Origin of the sequence: Nocardia sp. NPDC058114 (genome assembly GCF_042884695.1) — a bacterium.
GTDB lineage: Bacteria > Actinomycetota > Actinomycetes > Mycobacteriales > Mycobacteriaceae > Nocardia.
In genome coordinates, this window is the sequence record NZ_JBHVTK010000001.1 from 602,439 (window position 1) to 617,888 (window position 15,450).

At 68.3% G+C, this 15,450-nt stretch carries 12 protein-coding genes; 11 read left to right on the plus strand and 1 reads right to left on the minus strand.

The features are described 5' to 3' along the window. The 10 genes from ACFVVI_RS02680 to ACFVVI_RS02725 form a co-directional block, all read left to right on the plus strand. The coding region (locus ACFVVI_RS02680) for an SDR family NAD(P)-dependent oxidoreductase (protein WP_387442710.1) at nucleotides 1–2,979 on the plus strand (2,979 nt) is incomplete at its 5' end. 29 nt (nucleotides 2,980–3,008) lie between these two features. Then, a complete protein-coding gene (locus tag ACFVVI_RS02685) occupies nucleotides 3,009–5,237 on the plus strand; it encodes a beta-ketoacyl synthase (RefSeq protein WP_387442712.1) in 2,229 nt (742 codons plus the stop codon). Beyond that, on the plus strand, nucleotides 5,215–6,468 hold the full coding sequence (locus ACFVVI_RS02690) for an MFS transporter (protein WP_387442715.1): 1,254 nt from the start codon (nucleotides 5,215–5,217) through the stop codon (nucleotides 6,466–6,468). Before ACFVVI_RS02685 ends, ACFVVI_RS02690 begins: the two co-directional genes overlap by 23 nt. A 60-nt stretch (nucleotides 6,469–6,528) precedes the next feature. Next, nucleotides 6,529–7,446 (plus strand): acyl-CoA desaturase, encoded by a 918-nt coding sequence (locus tag ACFVVI_RS02695; protein WP_378988908.1) that lies wholly within the window; start codon nucleotides 6,529–6,531, stop codon nucleotides 7,444–7,446. 12 nt (nucleotides 7,447–7,458) lie between these two features. Continuing rightward, a complete protein-coding gene (locus ACFVVI_RS02700; protein WP_056810906.1) occupies nucleotides 7,459–7,716 on the plus strand; it encodes an acyl carrier protein in 258 nt (85 codons plus the stop codon). Nucleotides 7,717–7,718: 2 nt separating this feature from the next. Next, nucleotides 7,719–8,612, plus strand: coding sequence for a class I SAM-dependent methyltransferase (locus ACFVVI_RS02705; RefSeq protein WP_387442718.1), 894 nt, complete (start codon nucleotides 7,719–7,721; stop codon nucleotides 8,610–8,612). Nucleotides 8,613–8,652: 40 nt separating this feature from the next. Next, entirely contained in the window at nucleotides 8,653–9,867 is a 1,215-nt protein-coding gene (locus ACFVVI_RS02710; protein WP_387442721.1) for a cytochrome P450, read from the plus strand. Beyond that, complete coding sequence (locus tag ACFVVI_RS02715; RefSeq protein WP_387442723.1) at nucleotides 9,864–10,601, plus strand: thioesterase II family protein; 738 nt, start codon at nucleotides 9,864–9,866, stop codon at nucleotides 10,599–10,601. The genes ACFVVI_RS02710 and ACFVVI_RS02715 overlap by 4 nt, the downstream gene beginning before the upstream one ends. Before the next feature lie 8 nt (nucleotides 10,602–10,609). After that, on the plus strand, nucleotides 10,610–12,280 hold the full coding sequence (locus tag ACFVVI_RS02720) for a fatty acyl-AMP ligase (protein WP_387442725.1): 1,671 nt from the start codon (nucleotides 10,610–10,612) through the stop codon (nucleotides 12,278–12,280). Next, nucleotides 12,277–13,485 (plus strand): cytochrome P450, encoded by a 1,209-nt coding sequence (locus tag ACFVVI_RS02725; RefSeq protein WP_387442727.1) that lies wholly within the window; start codon nucleotides 12,277–12,279, stop codon nucleotides 13,483–13,485. Before ACFVVI_RS02720 ends, ACFVVI_RS02725 begins: the two co-directional genes overlap by 4 nt. 3 nt (nucleotides 13,486–13,488) lie before the next feature. On the opposite strand, the gene ACFVVI_RS02730 is transcribed toward ACFVVI_RS02725, so the two are convergent. After that, nucleotides 13,489–14,283, minus strand: a complete 795-nt coding sequence (locus ACFVVI_RS02730) for an MBL fold metallo-hydrolase (RefSeq protein ID WP_387442729.1) — start codon at nucleotides 14,281–14,283, stop codon at nucleotides 13,489–13,491. Between the two features lie 254 nt (nucleotides 14,284–14,537). On the opposite strand from ACFVVI_RS02730, the gene ACFVVI_RS02735 reads away from it, so the two are divergent. After that, nucleotides 14,538–15,302 carry a tyrosine-protein phosphatase gene (locus tag ACFVVI_RS02735; RefSeq protein ID WP_387442731.1) on the plus strand — a complete coding sequence of 255 codons (765 nt, stop codon included), beginning with the start codon at nucleotides 14,538–14,540 and terminating at the stop codon, nucleotides 15,300–15,302. Nucleotides 15,303–15,450: the final 148 nt, after the last annotated feature.

The window sequence follows — 15,450 nt, forward strand, 5'->3', positions numbered from 1 at the left end:
GCGTTGTCGCTGGATCTGGAGGCCGATCTCGGGGTGGATTCGATCAAGCGGGTTCAGATCATGGGTGCGGTCGGTGAGCGTATCGATGGTGTGCCCGCTGTCGGTCCGGAGCAGGTCGCGGAGTTGCGCACGCTCAGCGACATCGTGGACTTCGTTGCTGCGTCAGTGGTTTCGGCACCGGTAGCGCCTGCGACCGAATCGGCGGTCGATGCCGACGCGGTGTGGTCGGTGTTGGTGCAGGTCGTCTCGGAGAAGACCGGCTATCCGACGGAGATGTTGGCGTTGTCGCTGGATCTGGAGGCCGATCTCGGGGTGGATTCGATCAAGCGGGTTCAGATCATGGGTGCGGTCGGTGAGCGTATCGATGGTGTGCCTGCCGTGGGTCCGGAGCAGGTCGCGGAACTGCGGACCCTGAACGACATCGTCGATTTCGTCGCCGGCTCCGCCGCTCCCGCCGCAACCCCGGCTGTCCCCACGGTCGGTGGCGGGTCGGAAGCCGCCGGTGCACACGGGTTTCAGCCGGGATCCAGCCAGGACGGGATCGAAGACGATCCGGTGCTGCTGCGGATCGTGCCGGTCGCACTTCCCGACATCGACCGCCTTTCCCAGCCCTACGCCGCGGAGCGGACGGCCCTGATCCTCGACCACGGTGACACCACCTCGGCGGCTCTCGCGACCGGCCTCGAACAGCAGGGCTGGACCGTGCACACGGCCGCCGTCGCGGCCCGCGACGATGCCGGCGTAGCCGAATGGGACGGCGCCACCGTGCGGGGGGCGATCGAGTCCGCGCTGAAAGATGTTGCGCGGCTGGATCTGTGCCTGACCGTCCTGCCCGCGGACAGCCAGTGGCTGGTGGGCGGTCATCGGCTCGCCGATACCATCCACACCGCCACGCTGGTGCACGACCGCCTGGTCGCGACCGCCGAAGCCGGTACACGGGCGGCGTTCGTGACGCTCACCCGCATCGACGGCGTGCTCGGCCACCGCGGTGAACGAGCGGCCGCCGCCGCCGTTGTCGGCGGGGTCAGCGGTCTGGTGAAGACCCTCGCGCAGGAAGCGCCCGGGCTGTTCTGCCGGGCATTGGATCTCTCGCCGCACCTGACCGACGAGGCACTGATCGTCTCCTTCCTCGCCGAGCTCGACGACGCCGCGATCGACGCTCGCGAAGTCGGGGTCGACGCCGATCACACCCGCTGGACACTGCGCCCGCAGGCAGTCGACAGCACGGCCACGGCCACCGAACTCGCCCTCACCACCGACGAGGTTCTCGTTGTCACCGGTGGCGCACGGGGAGTGACCGCGCGGTGTGTTCGTGAACTGGCCGCTCGCAAGCCGTGCGAGTTCCTCTTGCTCGGCCGCACCGAACTCGAGGACGAGCCGGAGTGGGCGGCAGGCGTCGCCGACGACGCGCTCAAGGCCGCCGCCATCGCCGCCGTACGCGCCGCGGGTGAGCAGCCGACGCCCAAGCAGGTCGACCGCCTCACCCGAAACCTGCTGGCACAGCGCGAGATCCGCGCGACCGTCGACGCGGTGGCCGAGACCGGCGCACGGGTGCGCTACCTCGCGGTCGACATCACCGACGCCGAAGCCACCGCGCGGGCACTCGCGCCGGACGCGGGCCGGATCACCGGCATCGTGCACGGGGCAGGCGCCCTCGCGGATTCCCTGCTCCCCGCCAAGACGGCCGACGACATCCGCCTCGTCCTCGCGACCAAGCTGGACGGGCTGTACAACGTGGTCACCGCCTTGCGCGAGGCCACGCTCGGGCACCTCATCCTGTTCGGGTCGGTGGCCGGGGTGTACGGCAATCCGGGTCAGGCCGACTACGCGGTCGCCAACGAAGCCCTCAACCGGGCGGCGGTGAGCTGGCGACGGCAGGGTCTGGCCGGCCACGTCACCACCGTCAACTGGGGTGCGTGGGACGGCGGCATGGTGACTCCGCAGTTGCGCGAAGTCTTCCTCGCCCGCGGTGTCGCGCTGCTCGGGATGGACGCCGGAGCCCGGATGTTCGCCGAACAGTTCGCCCCCGGTCGAGCCGACGACGTGTCGGTGCTGGTCGGTCCCGCGGCACCGCTGGCCACGGCCGTGACCCTTACCCCGACAAGCTCTTTCACCACGCACCGTGATCTCGCGCCGCTGGCCGGCGATGCGGTGATCGGTGATCATCGAGTCGGCAAGTTCCCGGTGTTCCCGGCGGCCGCCGGACTCGGCTGGGCGATCAATGTGCTCGAGCGCGCCAACCCGGGCCTGCGGGTGGTGGAATGCACCGGCTTCGAGGTACTGCGGGGCATCGTCTACGACGGCAAGGACGAACGCTCCTACCGGCTCGAGGCGCATGCGGGGATCGTCGTCGACGATCGCCTGAGCGTCACGGTCTGGATCCGCAGCGACGAACCGGGCAAGACACTGGCGCCGTCGCACTTCACCGGTACCTTCCTCCTCGCCGCTGAAACATGGCCCGCCCCCGTCGTTTCCGATTGGCCGGGCTACGCGATCGGTGTGGGACCGGAGAACGGGCTCGACGTCTACCGTGCCGCGGACCTGTTCCACGGGCCGCTGCTGCAGGGCGTGCGCCGCATCCTGGAACGAGCCGACCGCCGCCTCGTCGTGGAAGGCAAGCTCCCCGACGCTCGCCTCGGCACCGGCAACTACGCGGGGGCACTGCACAGTCCGGTGCTGGCCGACGTCGCGATCCAGGCCGGCGCGTTGCTCGGTGTGTGGTTCATGAACTCGGCCTGCCTGCCGCTGTCGATCGGGCGTATCGAGTACTTCGCCCCCCTGCCCGACGACAGTTCGTTCGTGCTGGTGGTCGACGACCTGCGTGCCAACGCGACCGGCACCGAGGTCACCGTGACCGTCACGGCGTGTGCTCCGAACGGCACTGTGCTGCAGCGCTACTCCGATCTCGCCGTGATCGCCACTCCGGAGATGACCGAGAAGTTCGCCGAGGCCGTGCGGTTGCGCGAGCAGCGCGCGTGAGCATCGTCGATGTGAGGAATGGAGATCCGATGACCATCACACCACTGGACACCCTCGACTTCGACGGTGAGCCCTTCGACGTCCTCGCCTGGTCGCTGGCACTGGAGCCGGCCACCAGCCCCGCCCCTGCACCGTCATCCCCGCCGGCTACGGCACCGGAGGCCCTGTCGCCGAGCCCGGCGGTGCCCGCGGTGCGACACACCACCGCACCGGCACTTTCGGCCCCCGCACCGGCGGGCGACATGCCTGTCGACCCCATTTCCGCCCTCCTGCACGAGGTCCGGTCCGAGCTGGTGACGGCGCACTTGTCGGCGATGGATGTGCAGACCGCATTGCAGCGGCGCACGCTCGCGAGCCTCGGTCGCGGCGAGCACATCGCCCGGACCGACACGGACATCGCTCCCGCCTCGCCCACCTGGGCGGAACAGTCCTTCGCGGTGATGGTGGACTACACGCCGGCAACCGGTCTGGCGGTCTCCGCGGCGCCCGGGCACCCGGTGGTCTTCGAGCTGCCTGCGCCCGCGACCACCATGAACGCCTTCAAGTTCCTCGCCCGCACGCCGATCACCACGCTGAACGGCGCCGACCTCGCGGCGCTGGGCAGGGGCGAGATAGCCGCTGTCTTCGGTCCGGCCTACGACCAGGAAGGCGTCAACCCCGACATCCGGCTGACCGACGGCACCCACGCCACCCTCACCGAGGTGCTCGAGATCGCCGGACGTGAAGGGCCATGGGCCAGAGGGCGATTGCGCGCCACCTGCCGCGTGGACGGCCCCGATCCGGTCACCGCGGCAACCGAGCTCACCTGGCAGGCCGCCCAGGTCTTCGCGGTGCGCGCGGGCTTGCAGCTGTGCCTGGCCGGGGCCCGATTCCAGGCGGGGGAACCCTTCGAGGTGACCGTGTCCGCGCCGATGACAGGCACCGTCGAGCTGATCGCCGACGTGGTCCAGATCGACCTGCTCCCGCGTCCCTGGCTCCGGATCAACGCCGAGATCCGGTGTGCGGGCGCAGTGGTGGCGCGCGTGCACGGCCTCACCCTCGAGGTCGCGGAGGAATCGGGTCTGCCGATCGGTCCCGAGGCCGGCGGTGAGATTCCCCGATTCCTCGGCCGCCGCAACGCCTTCGGTCAGCGTGCGCTGCTCGGCGAATTCCACATGACCCACAGCGCCCGCGGTGATCTCGGCATCGCGCTCGGCCCGGAGTTCTCGGCCTACGCCGGCCGCAGGGCCACCCGCATGCCCAACCACGGACTCCAGCTCTGCGACCGGGTCATGGCCGTCGACGGACGACGCGGACAGCTCGACGCGGGCAGCTCGCACACCGAGTACGACTCGCCCGCCGATTCCTGGTACTACCTCGAGTCGGCCGATGCCTCCATGCCCAACGTCGTCTACATGGAGACCTCGCTGCAATCGGCGCTGCTGCTCGGCTACTTCCTCGGCGCGACCCTCACCTCGCCCGGGGAGGATTTCAGCCTGCGCAATCTCGACGGCTCTGCGACCGTCCTGCGCGAAGTCGACTTGCGGGACAAGACGATTCAGCAGACGAGCAGGCTGACCGACACCACCGTCCTGGTCGGCGTCGTGTTGCAGACGTTCTCCTACGAACTCTCGGTGGACGGTGAACCGTTCTACGCGGGGCAGTCGCTGTTCGGGTTCTTCAACGCCCCGGCGCTGGCGAACCAGAACGGACTCGACAACGGCGAGCTCGTGCCGACCTGGCTCGACAGCCAGGACCGACGTCCCGACGTCCGCGTGATCGACGTGGCGGCCAGACGCGCGGCGGGTACCGGCATGCCGTGCGCGGTCGGGCATCTGGCGATGCTCGACCGCATCGAGACCGTCGACAGCGCGGGCACCTACGGGCTCGGCTACCTGCGTGCCACCCGTCCGGTCGCCGCCGACGACTGGTTCTTCGGCTACCACTTCTACCTCGACCCGGTGATGCCGGGCTCGCTCGGGGTCGAGGCGGTGATCCAGGCGATGCAGGAGTGGACGGTCGACTCCGGTCTCGCCGCCGAGCTGGTCGCGCCGGAATTCGTGCTCCCGGTCGGGGTGTCGCTGTCGTGGCGGTATCGCGGGCAGATCCTGGCCAGCGACGAGCTGATGACCCTCGAGGTGCACATCAAGAGCGTCGAACGGCGACCGGGCCGGATCCGGGTGATCGCCGACGCGAGCGTCTGGAAACCGAGCATGCGGATCTACGAACTCATCGATGTGGCCGTGGAGTTGCGCGATGCCGGCGCCCGACCCTGGTGAGGCGCCGGGGTATTCGGTGACCGTCACCGATGCCGCGCCGTCGTCGATTCGGTGGCTACCGGTCCTGGTGCTAGCGCTCGGCGCGTTCTGCGCGGGGACCGACAACTACCTCGTCGCCGGGGTACTGGCGCCGATGGCGGCCGACCTGCGGGTCTCCATCACCGGTGCCGGGCTGTTCGTCACCGGCTACTCCCTGGCCTACGCCCTGGCCGCGCCCGTCGTGGTCACCGTGCTGCGGGTGCGCTCGCCCCGGCGGCTGCTGCTGGCCGCGACCGCGCTGTTCGCCGTCGTGAATCTGCTCGCGGCGGTGGCCTGGGCGCCGGGGGTGATGGCGGTGGCGCGCGTCGCGGCCGGGTGCGTCGCGGGGATCTATGTCCCCTTGGCGGCCGCGGCGGCGGCCGGCATGGCCACGGCGGATCGTCGCGGCCGGGCGCTGGCGGTGATCCTCGGCGGCATCTCGATCGCCACCGTGGCGGGCGTGCCGCTCGGGGTGTGGGTCGCCGGGTTGTCGTCGTGGCGGATGGCGTTCGTCGCCGTGGCCGTGGTGGCGCTGATCACCACTGTCGGTGTGGCACTGACGGTTCCGGCGGGCGAGGCCACACCCGTGGTGTCGCTGCGACAGCGGCTCGCACCCCTGCGGCACCCACCGGTGTGGCTGGGGCTCGCGGTGACGATCTCGGCGATGACCGCCGGATTGATGATGTTCACCTATCTGGGCCCGATCTTCGTCGAGGCCCAGGGGGTGGGCGCGGGCCATGTCGGCACGTTGATCATGGCGCACGGCGTCGGGGCGATCGTCGGTCTGTGGGGCGGGAGCATGCTGGTCGACCGATTCGGTGCCCGGCCGGTCCTGCTCGGCGCGTTGACACTGTTCACCGTGAACCTGACGTGGCAGCCGATCGCCGCGCAGACCCTGGCGACCACCGTCGCCTTCGTCACGATGTGGGGTGTGGTCGGCTGGGCGTTCCTGCCCGCGCAGCAGCACAGCATGATCGCCGACGCGAGCCCGGAGCAGGCGCCGATGCTCTTGTCGCTCAACGGGTCGGCGTTGTATCTCGGCGCCGCACTCGGCTCGGCGATCGGCGGGGCCGTCATCGCGATCTTCGGGGCCGATCGCATCTGGATGTTCGCTATCTGCTTCGGCGCGCTGAGTGTGGCGCTGTCGCTGGTCCGTCATAAACAATTCCGATCCGACGATCGGCAATTGTCACACGCCGTCGCCGACCGTTGAACCCCGGTTACGGTAATAATGTTGCGCCCGGTTTCTATACCGCCTGAGGTGAATTGAGCAATGAATCCCGATCCGCGCAGAAAAACGATCAGTAGTCCCTATATTCATAGACTGCAACGACGTCACTTCCTGCTGTTCGATATTCTCCCGATCATCGGCACCGTCGTAGCTTTCGCCTTCCTGCTGGTCCGGCCCTTCGGTGTGCTGGAATTCGCCCTGCTCTTCGGGATGTGGCTGCTGACCGGGCTCGGCGTCACGGTCGGCTATCACCGGCTGTTCACCCACCGCACGTTCAAAGCGGCGCCGTGGGTGACGTGGGTGCTCGCGATCCTCGGCTCGATGGCGGGCCAGGGCCCGGTCATCTCCTGGGTCGCGCTGCACCGGCGCCACCACGAGTACAGCGATCGCGAAGGCGATCCGCATTCGCCCAACCTCGCCGGTGACGGCCTGCGTGGGGCGCTGCGCGGCCTGGCCCACTCGCATTTCCTGTGGATGCGCCGCCACGAATATCCGAACGTGGTGCACTACGCGCCCGATCTGATCAAGGACCGGAACCTGGTCCGTATCGCCCGCCTCTACTACTACTGGGTGGGGCTGGGGCTGCTGATCCCGACCGTGATCGGCGGCCTGGTCACGATGAGCTGGACCGGCGCCGTTTCCGGCCTGCTCTGGGGCGGGCTGGTGCGCATCTTCGTTCTCGAGCACATCGTCTGGGCGATCAATTCGTTCCTGCACATGTTCGGCACCCGCCGGTACGAATCCCGCGAGAACAGCCACAACGGCGGTGTTTTCGCCCTGGCGACGCTGGGGGAGTCGTGGCACAACAATCACCACGCGTTTCCCGAGTCGCCCTCTTTCGGGTTGGACTGGTATCGGCTCGACCCCGGTTTCTGGCTCATTCGAACATTGGCATTCTGTGGTCTCGCCTGGGACCTGAAAATGCCCTCCGCCGAACGCATGGCAGCCAAGCGAATCTAAGGAATTCTCACCATGGATACGAGTAAAGAAGCCATTGTCACCTGGTGCCAGGAATACCTCGCGAGTCTGCTCGAGGTACCGGCCGCCACCATCGACCCGGCCACCGATTTCGATCGCCTCGGCATCGACTCGGCGCTGGCCGTGGCGCTGCTCATCGAGGTCGAGGACCGCTACGGCGTCGATCTGGCGCCCGAGGACCTGTTCGACAACCCCAACCTCGACGCCGTCGCCGCCTACCTGCACGAGCAGAGCCGGCGGAGTGTGGGGTAGCGATGTCGGTCCATACCGAGCGGTCCACCGCGGCCGCCGCAGCGATCCGTCATCACTACGACGCGGGTAACGACTTCTATCGCCTCTGGCTCGACGAGTCGCTGTCCTACTCCTGCGCCCTGCGCGAAAATCCCGATGACACATTGGAACTCGCCCAGGACCGCAAACTGCGATACCACCTGGACGCGATCGACGCCGAGCATGCCACCTCGGTCCTCGACATCGGCTGCGGGTGGGGCGCGATCCTCGAACGCTCGGCAAAAGCCGGGGTCGCCCGGTCCGTCGGGCTCACGCTCAGCCCCGAGCAGGCCGAGTTCGTCCGCTCGCGCGCCTACCCCGGCGTCGAAGTGCGGACCGAGAGCTGGGTGCACTACGAGCCGGACACCCGATTCGACGGCATCATCTCGATCGGCGCCTTCGAGCACTTCGCCACCCCCGATGACTCGCCGGAACAGAAGATCGGCGTGTACCGGGACTTCTTCACTCGCTGCCGGGACTGGCTCGAGCCCGACGGCACGCTGTCGCTGCAGACCATCGCCTACGCGAACATGTCTCGCGACCAGGCCAGCGTCTTCATGCAGCAGGAGATCTTCCCCGACGCCGACCTGCCGACCCTGGCCGAGATCGCCGCCGCAGCCGAGGGACTGTTCGAGGTGCGCTCGCTCAGCAACGGTCGTCTCGACTACGCCTGGACGTGTGAGCAGTGGGCGCGCAGGCTGCGCGCGAACCGTGCCGAGGCCACCGAGCTCGTCGGCGCCGACGTGGTCGCGCGTTACGCGCGCTACCTGAAACTTTCGGCGCTCGGTTTCCGGATGGGCAAGATCGGCCTGCTGCGATTGGTGTTGGTGCCCTATCGCAGCGGATTCTTCACCGACCATCCGGTGCGGTCGGCATGACCACGCAGTCGCCGATCCCGTCGCGCCCGCCCGGACCCGGGTGCGGTTCAACCCGTTCAGCGCCGAATTCCGGCACGACCCGTATCCGATCTACCAGCAGTTGCGTGAGGCCGAACCGGTGCACCGCACGCTCGGCATGTGGGTGCTCACCCGGCACGCCGAGGTGCGCGGCGTACTGCACGATCGCTCGTTCAGCGCCGGGCTGATCCCCAGCCTGGTGACCCGGCAGGCCGAGCGGCTCGGCCATTGCAGCGTCGAGCAGATCGAACGTCTCGGGCGTAAGTCGTTGGTGTTCACCGACAATCCCGATCACGCGCGCCTGCGCGGACTGGTGAACCGGGTGTTCACCGCCCGGTCGGTGGAATCGCTGCGACCGCTGGTGACCCGGGTCGCCGGCGACCTGATGGAGCGGGCCTGGCGCGACGGTGGCTTCGATGTGATCGCCGATCTGGCCGCGCCGCTGCCGGTCGCGGTGCTGTGTGAGTGGATGGACCTGCCAGAGGAGTTGCGCGGCCGAGTCGGGCCGTGGACCCACGACATCCGATTCCTGCTCGAACCCGGGATGATGAAAGCCGGGGACTTCGAGCGGGTCTGCGCGGTGGTCGAGGAGTTCGCCGCCGCCATCGACGCGGTGTTGGCGCAGCGACGAGCCCGGCCTGGCACCGATCTGATCAGCCAGTTGCTCGCCGCGCGGACCGGGGGCGGGGATGTGCTGTCCGACGAGGAGCTGGTGTTCGTCTGCATCATGTGCTTCGTCGCGGGCAACGAAACCACCAAATCGCTGATCGGCAACGGCACACTCGCCCTGCTGCGCAATCCCGAGCAGGCGGCGCTGCTGCGTCGCGGACCGGAGTCGGTCGAGGCGGCGGTCACCGAGGCACTGCGCTACGACCCGCCGCTCCAGTTGACCAAACGCCTGGCCACCCGCGATATCCAGCTCGACGGGGCCAGGATCTCGGCGGGCGAGCAGATCCTGGTGTGCCTCGGCGCGGCCAACCGCGACCCCGACGTCTTCACCCGGCCCGACGAGTTCGACCTGACCCGCACCGGCGGTGGACATCTGGGCTTCGGCCACGGTATGCACGGTTGTCTCGGCGGATTGCTCGCCGAACTACAGGCTAAGGTCGCCTTCGAGTACCTGTTCGTCCGCTCGCAGTACCTGGAATCACGGTCGGCGGAACTCGAGTGGCAGGACCACAGTTTCATCGTGCGCGGTCTGAAGAGCCTTCCCGTCGATGTGCGGCGGGCATCATGACCGGCACCGGACTGGTCAAATCATGGTTGCGCAGTGACACCGCGCCCGCGGCGGTACGACTGGTGTGCATTCCGCACGCGGGCGCCGGGGCGTCGTCGTTCAACCGCTGGCCCGACCTGTTCGGCCCCGAGATCGGGGTGGTTCGCGTCCAGCTCCCCGGCCGCGAGGACGTCGCGCAGCAGCCGCCGCTGCGCCGGGTCGGCGACGCGGTCGACGAATTGACCGGCCAGATAACACAATCGGGTGAAACGCCGGTGGCGATCTACGGCCACAGCATGGGCGCGCTGATCGCCTATGAACTGGCTCGCGCGCTGACCCTCGCTGATCGGCCACCGATCCACCTGTTCGTGTCCGGTCGCCGCGCACCGCACCTGGCGGCGAGTCGTGCGGTCCTGCGTCGCCTGCCCGACGATGACTTCGCCGACGCGATGGCCGCGATGGGGGCGTGGGGCGCGGCGGGCCGCAGCGCGAGCTTCCTGCGGTACGCGCTGCCGCTGACGCGGGCGGACCTGGAGTTGTCGGAGGAGTACAGCCACCGGTCGCAGCCCCGGCTCAGCTGCCCGATCACGACCTTCTACGGCACCGAGGACCCGATCGCCGATCCGGACGAGGTGTGGGCCTGGGGCGCACTGACCGACGGCCCGTTCGCCACGCACGAGTTCACCGGTGATCACCTGTTCCACCATCGACACCGCGCGGCGATCGCGGCGATCATGACCGCCGCCCTGACCTGAGGACCGACGTGCAGCTTCTTCCCGATATCCTCGCGCGTCGCGCCGTCGACGAGCCGGACCGCATCGCCTACATCTTCCTCGACGACAACGGTGCCGAGCACACCACCACGACCTATCGCGAACTCCACGACGCGGCGATGGCGGTGGCGAGCCTGCTGCGCGAGCGGTGCGAGCCGGGCGATCGCGCCCTGCTCGTCTTCGGGCAGTCCGTCGAGTTCATCACCGCCTACTTCGGCTGCCTCTACGCGAACATCGTGGCGGTGCCGGTGAATCCGCCGCGTCGCGGCAAGGTGCAGGACTCGACCCGCGCTGTCGTCGCCGACTGCGCGCCCACGGCCGTGCTGACGATCGGCGCGGTGCTCGAGCCCCTGCGATCGGTGCTCGAACCGGTGTGCACGGCTCGCCAGTGGCTGGCCGTCGACGAATTGCCCACGGCGGAAACTGCTTTCGTGCCGGAGGTCCTCGATCCGGATTCCGTGGCGTTCCTGCAGTACACCTCCGGGTCGACCTCCGCGCCCAAGGGTGTGATGGTCACGCATCGAAACCTGGTGGCCAACGAGGAGATGATCCGGCACAGTTTCGGCCACGACCGTGAATCCACCGTCGTCGGCTGGGCGCCCTTCTTCCATGACCAGGGCCTGATCGGGAATGTGCTGCAACCGGTGTATGTGGGCGCCACGTGTATCCAGATGTCGCCCACCACGTTCATCCGGCGGCCACTGCGGTGGCTGGAGGCCATCTCGCGCTATCGCGCGCACACCAGCGGCGGCCCGAATTTCGCCTTCGATGCCTGTGTCGCGCGCGCGGCGGCGGGCGAGCTGCCCGATCTCGACCTGAGTTCCTGGAAGGTCGCCTTCAACGGCGCCGAACCGATCCGCGCCGAGACCCTGGACAGGTTCGCGAAAACCTTTGCCCCACTGGGTTTCAGCGCCCAATCGGTCTTCCCGTGCTACGGGCTCGCGGAAGCCACCCTGCTGGTGTCGGCCAGTGGGAAAGGTCGCGGTCCGCGATTGCTGGACGCCGATATCGACGCGCTCGCCGACCGGCGCTACGTCGCGGCCACCGCGGATCAGGGGCGCACGCTCGTCGGCTCGGGAGTGGTACTGCCGGGTGAGTCGCTGCGCATCGTCGACCCGGAGACGGGCGAGCCCTGCCCGCCGGATCGGGCAGGCGAGATCTGGGTAGCGGGTGACCATGTGGCCCAGGGCTATCGGGGCCTGCCCGAGGTGAGCGCCGCGACCTTCCAAGCTCGCATCGCCGACGATGCCGAGCGCGCCTACCTGCGCACGGGTGACCTCGGCCTGATCGTCGACGACGAACTGTATGTGGTGGGCCGGCTCAAGGACATGATCATCATCCGGGGCCGCAACTACTACCCGCACGACATCGAGCACACCGTGGCACGCGCGCACCCGGCGCTGCGACCCGGCAGCGGCGCGGCGTTCGCGGTACCGGGGCGCGACGGCGAGAAGCTGGTCGTCGTCCAGGAGCTCGAGCGCGATGCCGATGCCGATGCCGATGCCGACGCCGACGACATCGTGGGGGCCATCCGGGCCGCGGTGACGCAGGAGCACGAACTCGCCGTGGCGGATGTGGTGCTCGCCGCGCCGAACACCGTGCAGAAGACGAGCAGCGGAAAAATCATGCGAGCAGCAGCGAGAAAGCGGTACCTGGAATGAGCACCGAGACCTACGTCTTCGATCCCACCGCACCGGGATTCATCGACGACCCCTATCCGCACTACGCCCAGCTGCAGGCCGCGGGACCCGCGCAGCAACATCCGCTCGGGTTCTGGATCATCGCCCGGCACGCCGATGTGGCCGCGCTACAGCGCTCGGCGCACTCGGTCGACGAGGCGCACCTGCGGCATCTGCCCGCGTGGAAGAGCGGCAGTGCCGAGGTCCGCAAGGAGAGCCGGGTGATGGGCGGGCTGTCGATGCTGGACCAGGACCCGCCCGACCACACCCGCCTGCGGCGGCTGGTGTCGAAGGCCTTCACCCCGCGCGCCATCGAATCGCTGCAGCCGCGCGTCGAGGAACTCGTCGAGGAGGCGCTGGCCCGGATCGCCGCCGCGGGCACCACTGATGTCATCGCCGAACTGGCCTTTCCGCTGCCCTTCACCATCATCTCGGAAATGCTCGGTATCCCCGTCGGCGAGCACACCCGCCTGCGCGAGCTGACCGCGATCATCGTGCTGGTGTTCGAGCCGTTCGCGAGCGCCGAGACCCAGGAACAGATCAGAGCCGCCAACCAGGAACTGTTCGGCATGGTTCGTGAGCTGATCCGCTGGAAGCGCGCCACCCCCGGCGACGACCTGCTCTCCGCGTTGATCAGCGCCGAGGACGACGGCGACATGCTCAGCGAGGACGAGCTGATCTCGCAGGTGATGTTCCTCTACATCGCGGGCCACGAGACCACGGTGACCCACCTCGGCAGCGGAATCCGCTCGCTGCTGCAGCATCCGGACCAGGCGCGGCGGCTGCGGAACGAGCCCGACCTGGCGGTGAGCGCCGTCGACGAGCTGATGCGCTTCGACACCCCGGTGCACCTGATGCGCCGGATCACCGTCACACCGTTGCGCGTCGGCGAGCACGAGATCCCGGCGGGCAGCTGGGTGATCGGCGCGCTGGCCGCCGCCAACCGGGACCCGGAATTCTGGGGCCCCGACGCCGACGAATTGCGTCTGGACCGGCCGAACGCGCACCAGAACGTCTCGCTCGGCGCGGGCATCCACCATTGCCTCGGCGCCGCCCTGGTCCGGATGGAAGCCCGGATCGTGTTCCCGCGCTTCGTGACCCGCTTTCCCGAGGCCGCGGTGGTCGACCAGACCTGGAACGGCCGGATCAACCTGCGCGGCCTCGCGACATTGACGGTCGCGGTGTAGGGCTCAGCTCGGCTGTTCGGCGGGCACCGAGAACCGCATGCCGGGTCGGCTCAGGTGTACGGGCCCGTCGAACTCCGCGGCCACGTCGTCGCGTCGAGCCTGCTGCCATTGCGGCTGCGCCGAGCCGAGATGGGTCAGTACCACCGAGCGCGCACCCGCGGCCGCGGCGGCCCGCCCGACCTCGGTGGCGCACAGATGGCCGTGAGCTGTGTGATCCGGCTCGGCGAGGGTGGACTCGGCGAGAAAGATGTCGACATCGGCGGCGAGCGCGACCAGGTTGTCGTTCCAGCCGGTGTCGCCGGTGAACGCGATACTGCCGGTGGGACTTTCGATCCGGATCCCGCAGGCGGGTTCGGTGTGCACCATGGGCACCAACTCGATGCTGCAGTCGGTGAGCGGATACGTTGCGCCGCGCTCGTACTCGATGACCTCGTAGGCCAGGTCGAATGCTCGATTCAGGTCGGGGAAGGTCTTCACCGGGAACAGCGCGGCGAGCTGATCCAGTCTCGCGCGAGCGCCTTTCGGCACGAACAGCTTGATCCGGCGGTCCGGGGCGTCGGGGGCTCTGCGCATCGCCTGCTTGCCGATGGGCAGCACGTCGTAGCAGTGATCCAGATGCAGGTGGCTGATCACCACCGCGTCGAGCAGGCTCGCGTGCAGGTAGTTGCCGAGCATCACCGCGACCCCGGGACCACAGTCGAGCAGAATTCTCGACTGGCCGGTTTCGACCAGATAGCCCGAACTGGCTGCGCCGTCGGCGGGCATACCGGCTCGATTTCCGACGATTGTCAGGTGCATGCGACATACCTTTCGACACGGGAGTTTTCGTGCCGACGGTATCGATGAGAACGGCTGCCGCCGACTCGTATCGAATATTTCGATCCGTCCATCGTATTTCGCGATCGAATCGACGTATGAAGGGTTCTGACCTGCGCAAATAGTCGGAAGCTCGTTCGGGGAGAGCGGATTTCGGAATGGGGGATGCTCGGCACCGAATACCGTTGATCAATGTTTGGCAGCAGGTGCTGCGAAAAGTGAGAACGGGGATTGTGATGACCAACGGTGTGAGTTCTGCGATGGGCCGGGAATTGCCGCTGCGCGGTGCGGTGAACGCGCGCGATCTGGGTGGATTGCGCACGGTGGACGGGCGGCAGGTGCGTCGCTTGCGGGTGTTTCGGTCGGATCTGCTCACCCGGCTGGATGCCGGGGACGTGGCGTTTCTGCTCACCGACTGTGGACTGCGCACGGTCGTCGACCTGCGCGCGCCGGACGAGATCGTCACGGACGGAACGGGTGCGGTGGTCGATGCCGTCGCCGACTACCGGAACCTGCACGTCTACGGCGCGGACCGGGTGCGGCTGGACCTCACCGAGGTCTCGCCCGACGGGAGCATGTTCGACCGGTACTGCGAGTACCTCGAGCACAGCAGCGAGAACATCGCCGCCGTGCTGCGTCTGCTCTCGGTTCCGGGCCAACTGCCCGCGCTGATCCACTGCGCCGCGGGCAAGGATCGGACCGGGGTGGTGATCGCCCTACTGCTCGCGGTCGCCGGGGTACGCGCGGACGACATCATCGCCGACTACGCCGCGACCACCCCGAACATCGCCGCGCTGCGGGCTCGCGACGGCCGGCCTGCCCGACCGGACGACGCGGCTGATCGGCTCCCCGCCTGGGTGTTCGCCGCTGACGCGATCACCATGCGCCAGTTCCTGACCCACCTGGACACCGAGCACGGTGGCCCTACCGCGTGGGCGACCCGTGCCGGTCTCGACCAGGCGACGCAACGGCAGCTCGCCGAGAACCTGCTCTGTGACTGAGGTCACAGAACGACGGCGATTCCGTCCCATTCTTCCCAGAACGTTTTCTAATGCTTGGGAAGTTCTTTACTATTAATCCGACTCTGTGTCTGGGGTCCGATCTCTTCGAGCAGTGCTGCAGATCCGCCGTTCGCTCGCAGCTCAGCAT

Bases quoted from the DNA above. Each gene is read 5' to 3' on its own strand.
- ACFVVI_RS02685 (WP_387442712.1), top strand. From the start codon at position 3,009: ATGACCATCACACCACTGGACACCCTCGACTTCGACGGTGAGCCCTTC.
- ACFVVI_RS02690 (WP_387442715.1), top strand. From the start codon at position 5,215: ATGCCGGCGCCCGACCCTGGTGAGGCGCCGGGGTATTCGGTGACCGTC.
- ACFVVI_RS02695 (WP_378988908.1), top strand. From the start codon at position 6,529: ATGAATCCCGATCCGCGCAGAAAAACGATCAGTAGTCCCTATATTCAT.
- ACFVVI_RS02700 (WP_056810906.1), top strand. From the start codon at position 7,459: ATGGATACGAGTAAAGAAGCCATTGTCACCTGGTGCCAGGAATACCTC.
- ACFVVI_RS02705 (WP_387442718.1), top strand. From the start codon at position 7,719: ATGTCGGTCCATACCGAGCGGTCCACCGCGGCCGCCGCAGCGATCCGT.
- ACFVVI_RS02715 (WP_387442723.1), top strand. From the start codon at position 9,864: ATGACCGGCACCGGACTGGTCAAATCATGGTTGCGCAGTGACACCGCG.
- ACFVVI_RS02725 (WP_387442727.1), top strand. From the start codon at position 12,277: ATGAGCACCGAGACCTACGTCTTCGATCCCACCGCACCGGGATTCATC.
- ACFVVI_RS02730 (WP_387442729.1), bottom strand. From the start codon at position 14,283: ATGCACCTGACAATCGTCGGAAATCGAGCCGGTATGCCCGCCGACGGC.
- ACFVVI_RS02735 (WP_387442731.1), top strand. From the start codon at position 14,538: ATGACCAACGGTGTGAGTTCTGCGATGGGCCGGGAATTGCCGCTGCGC.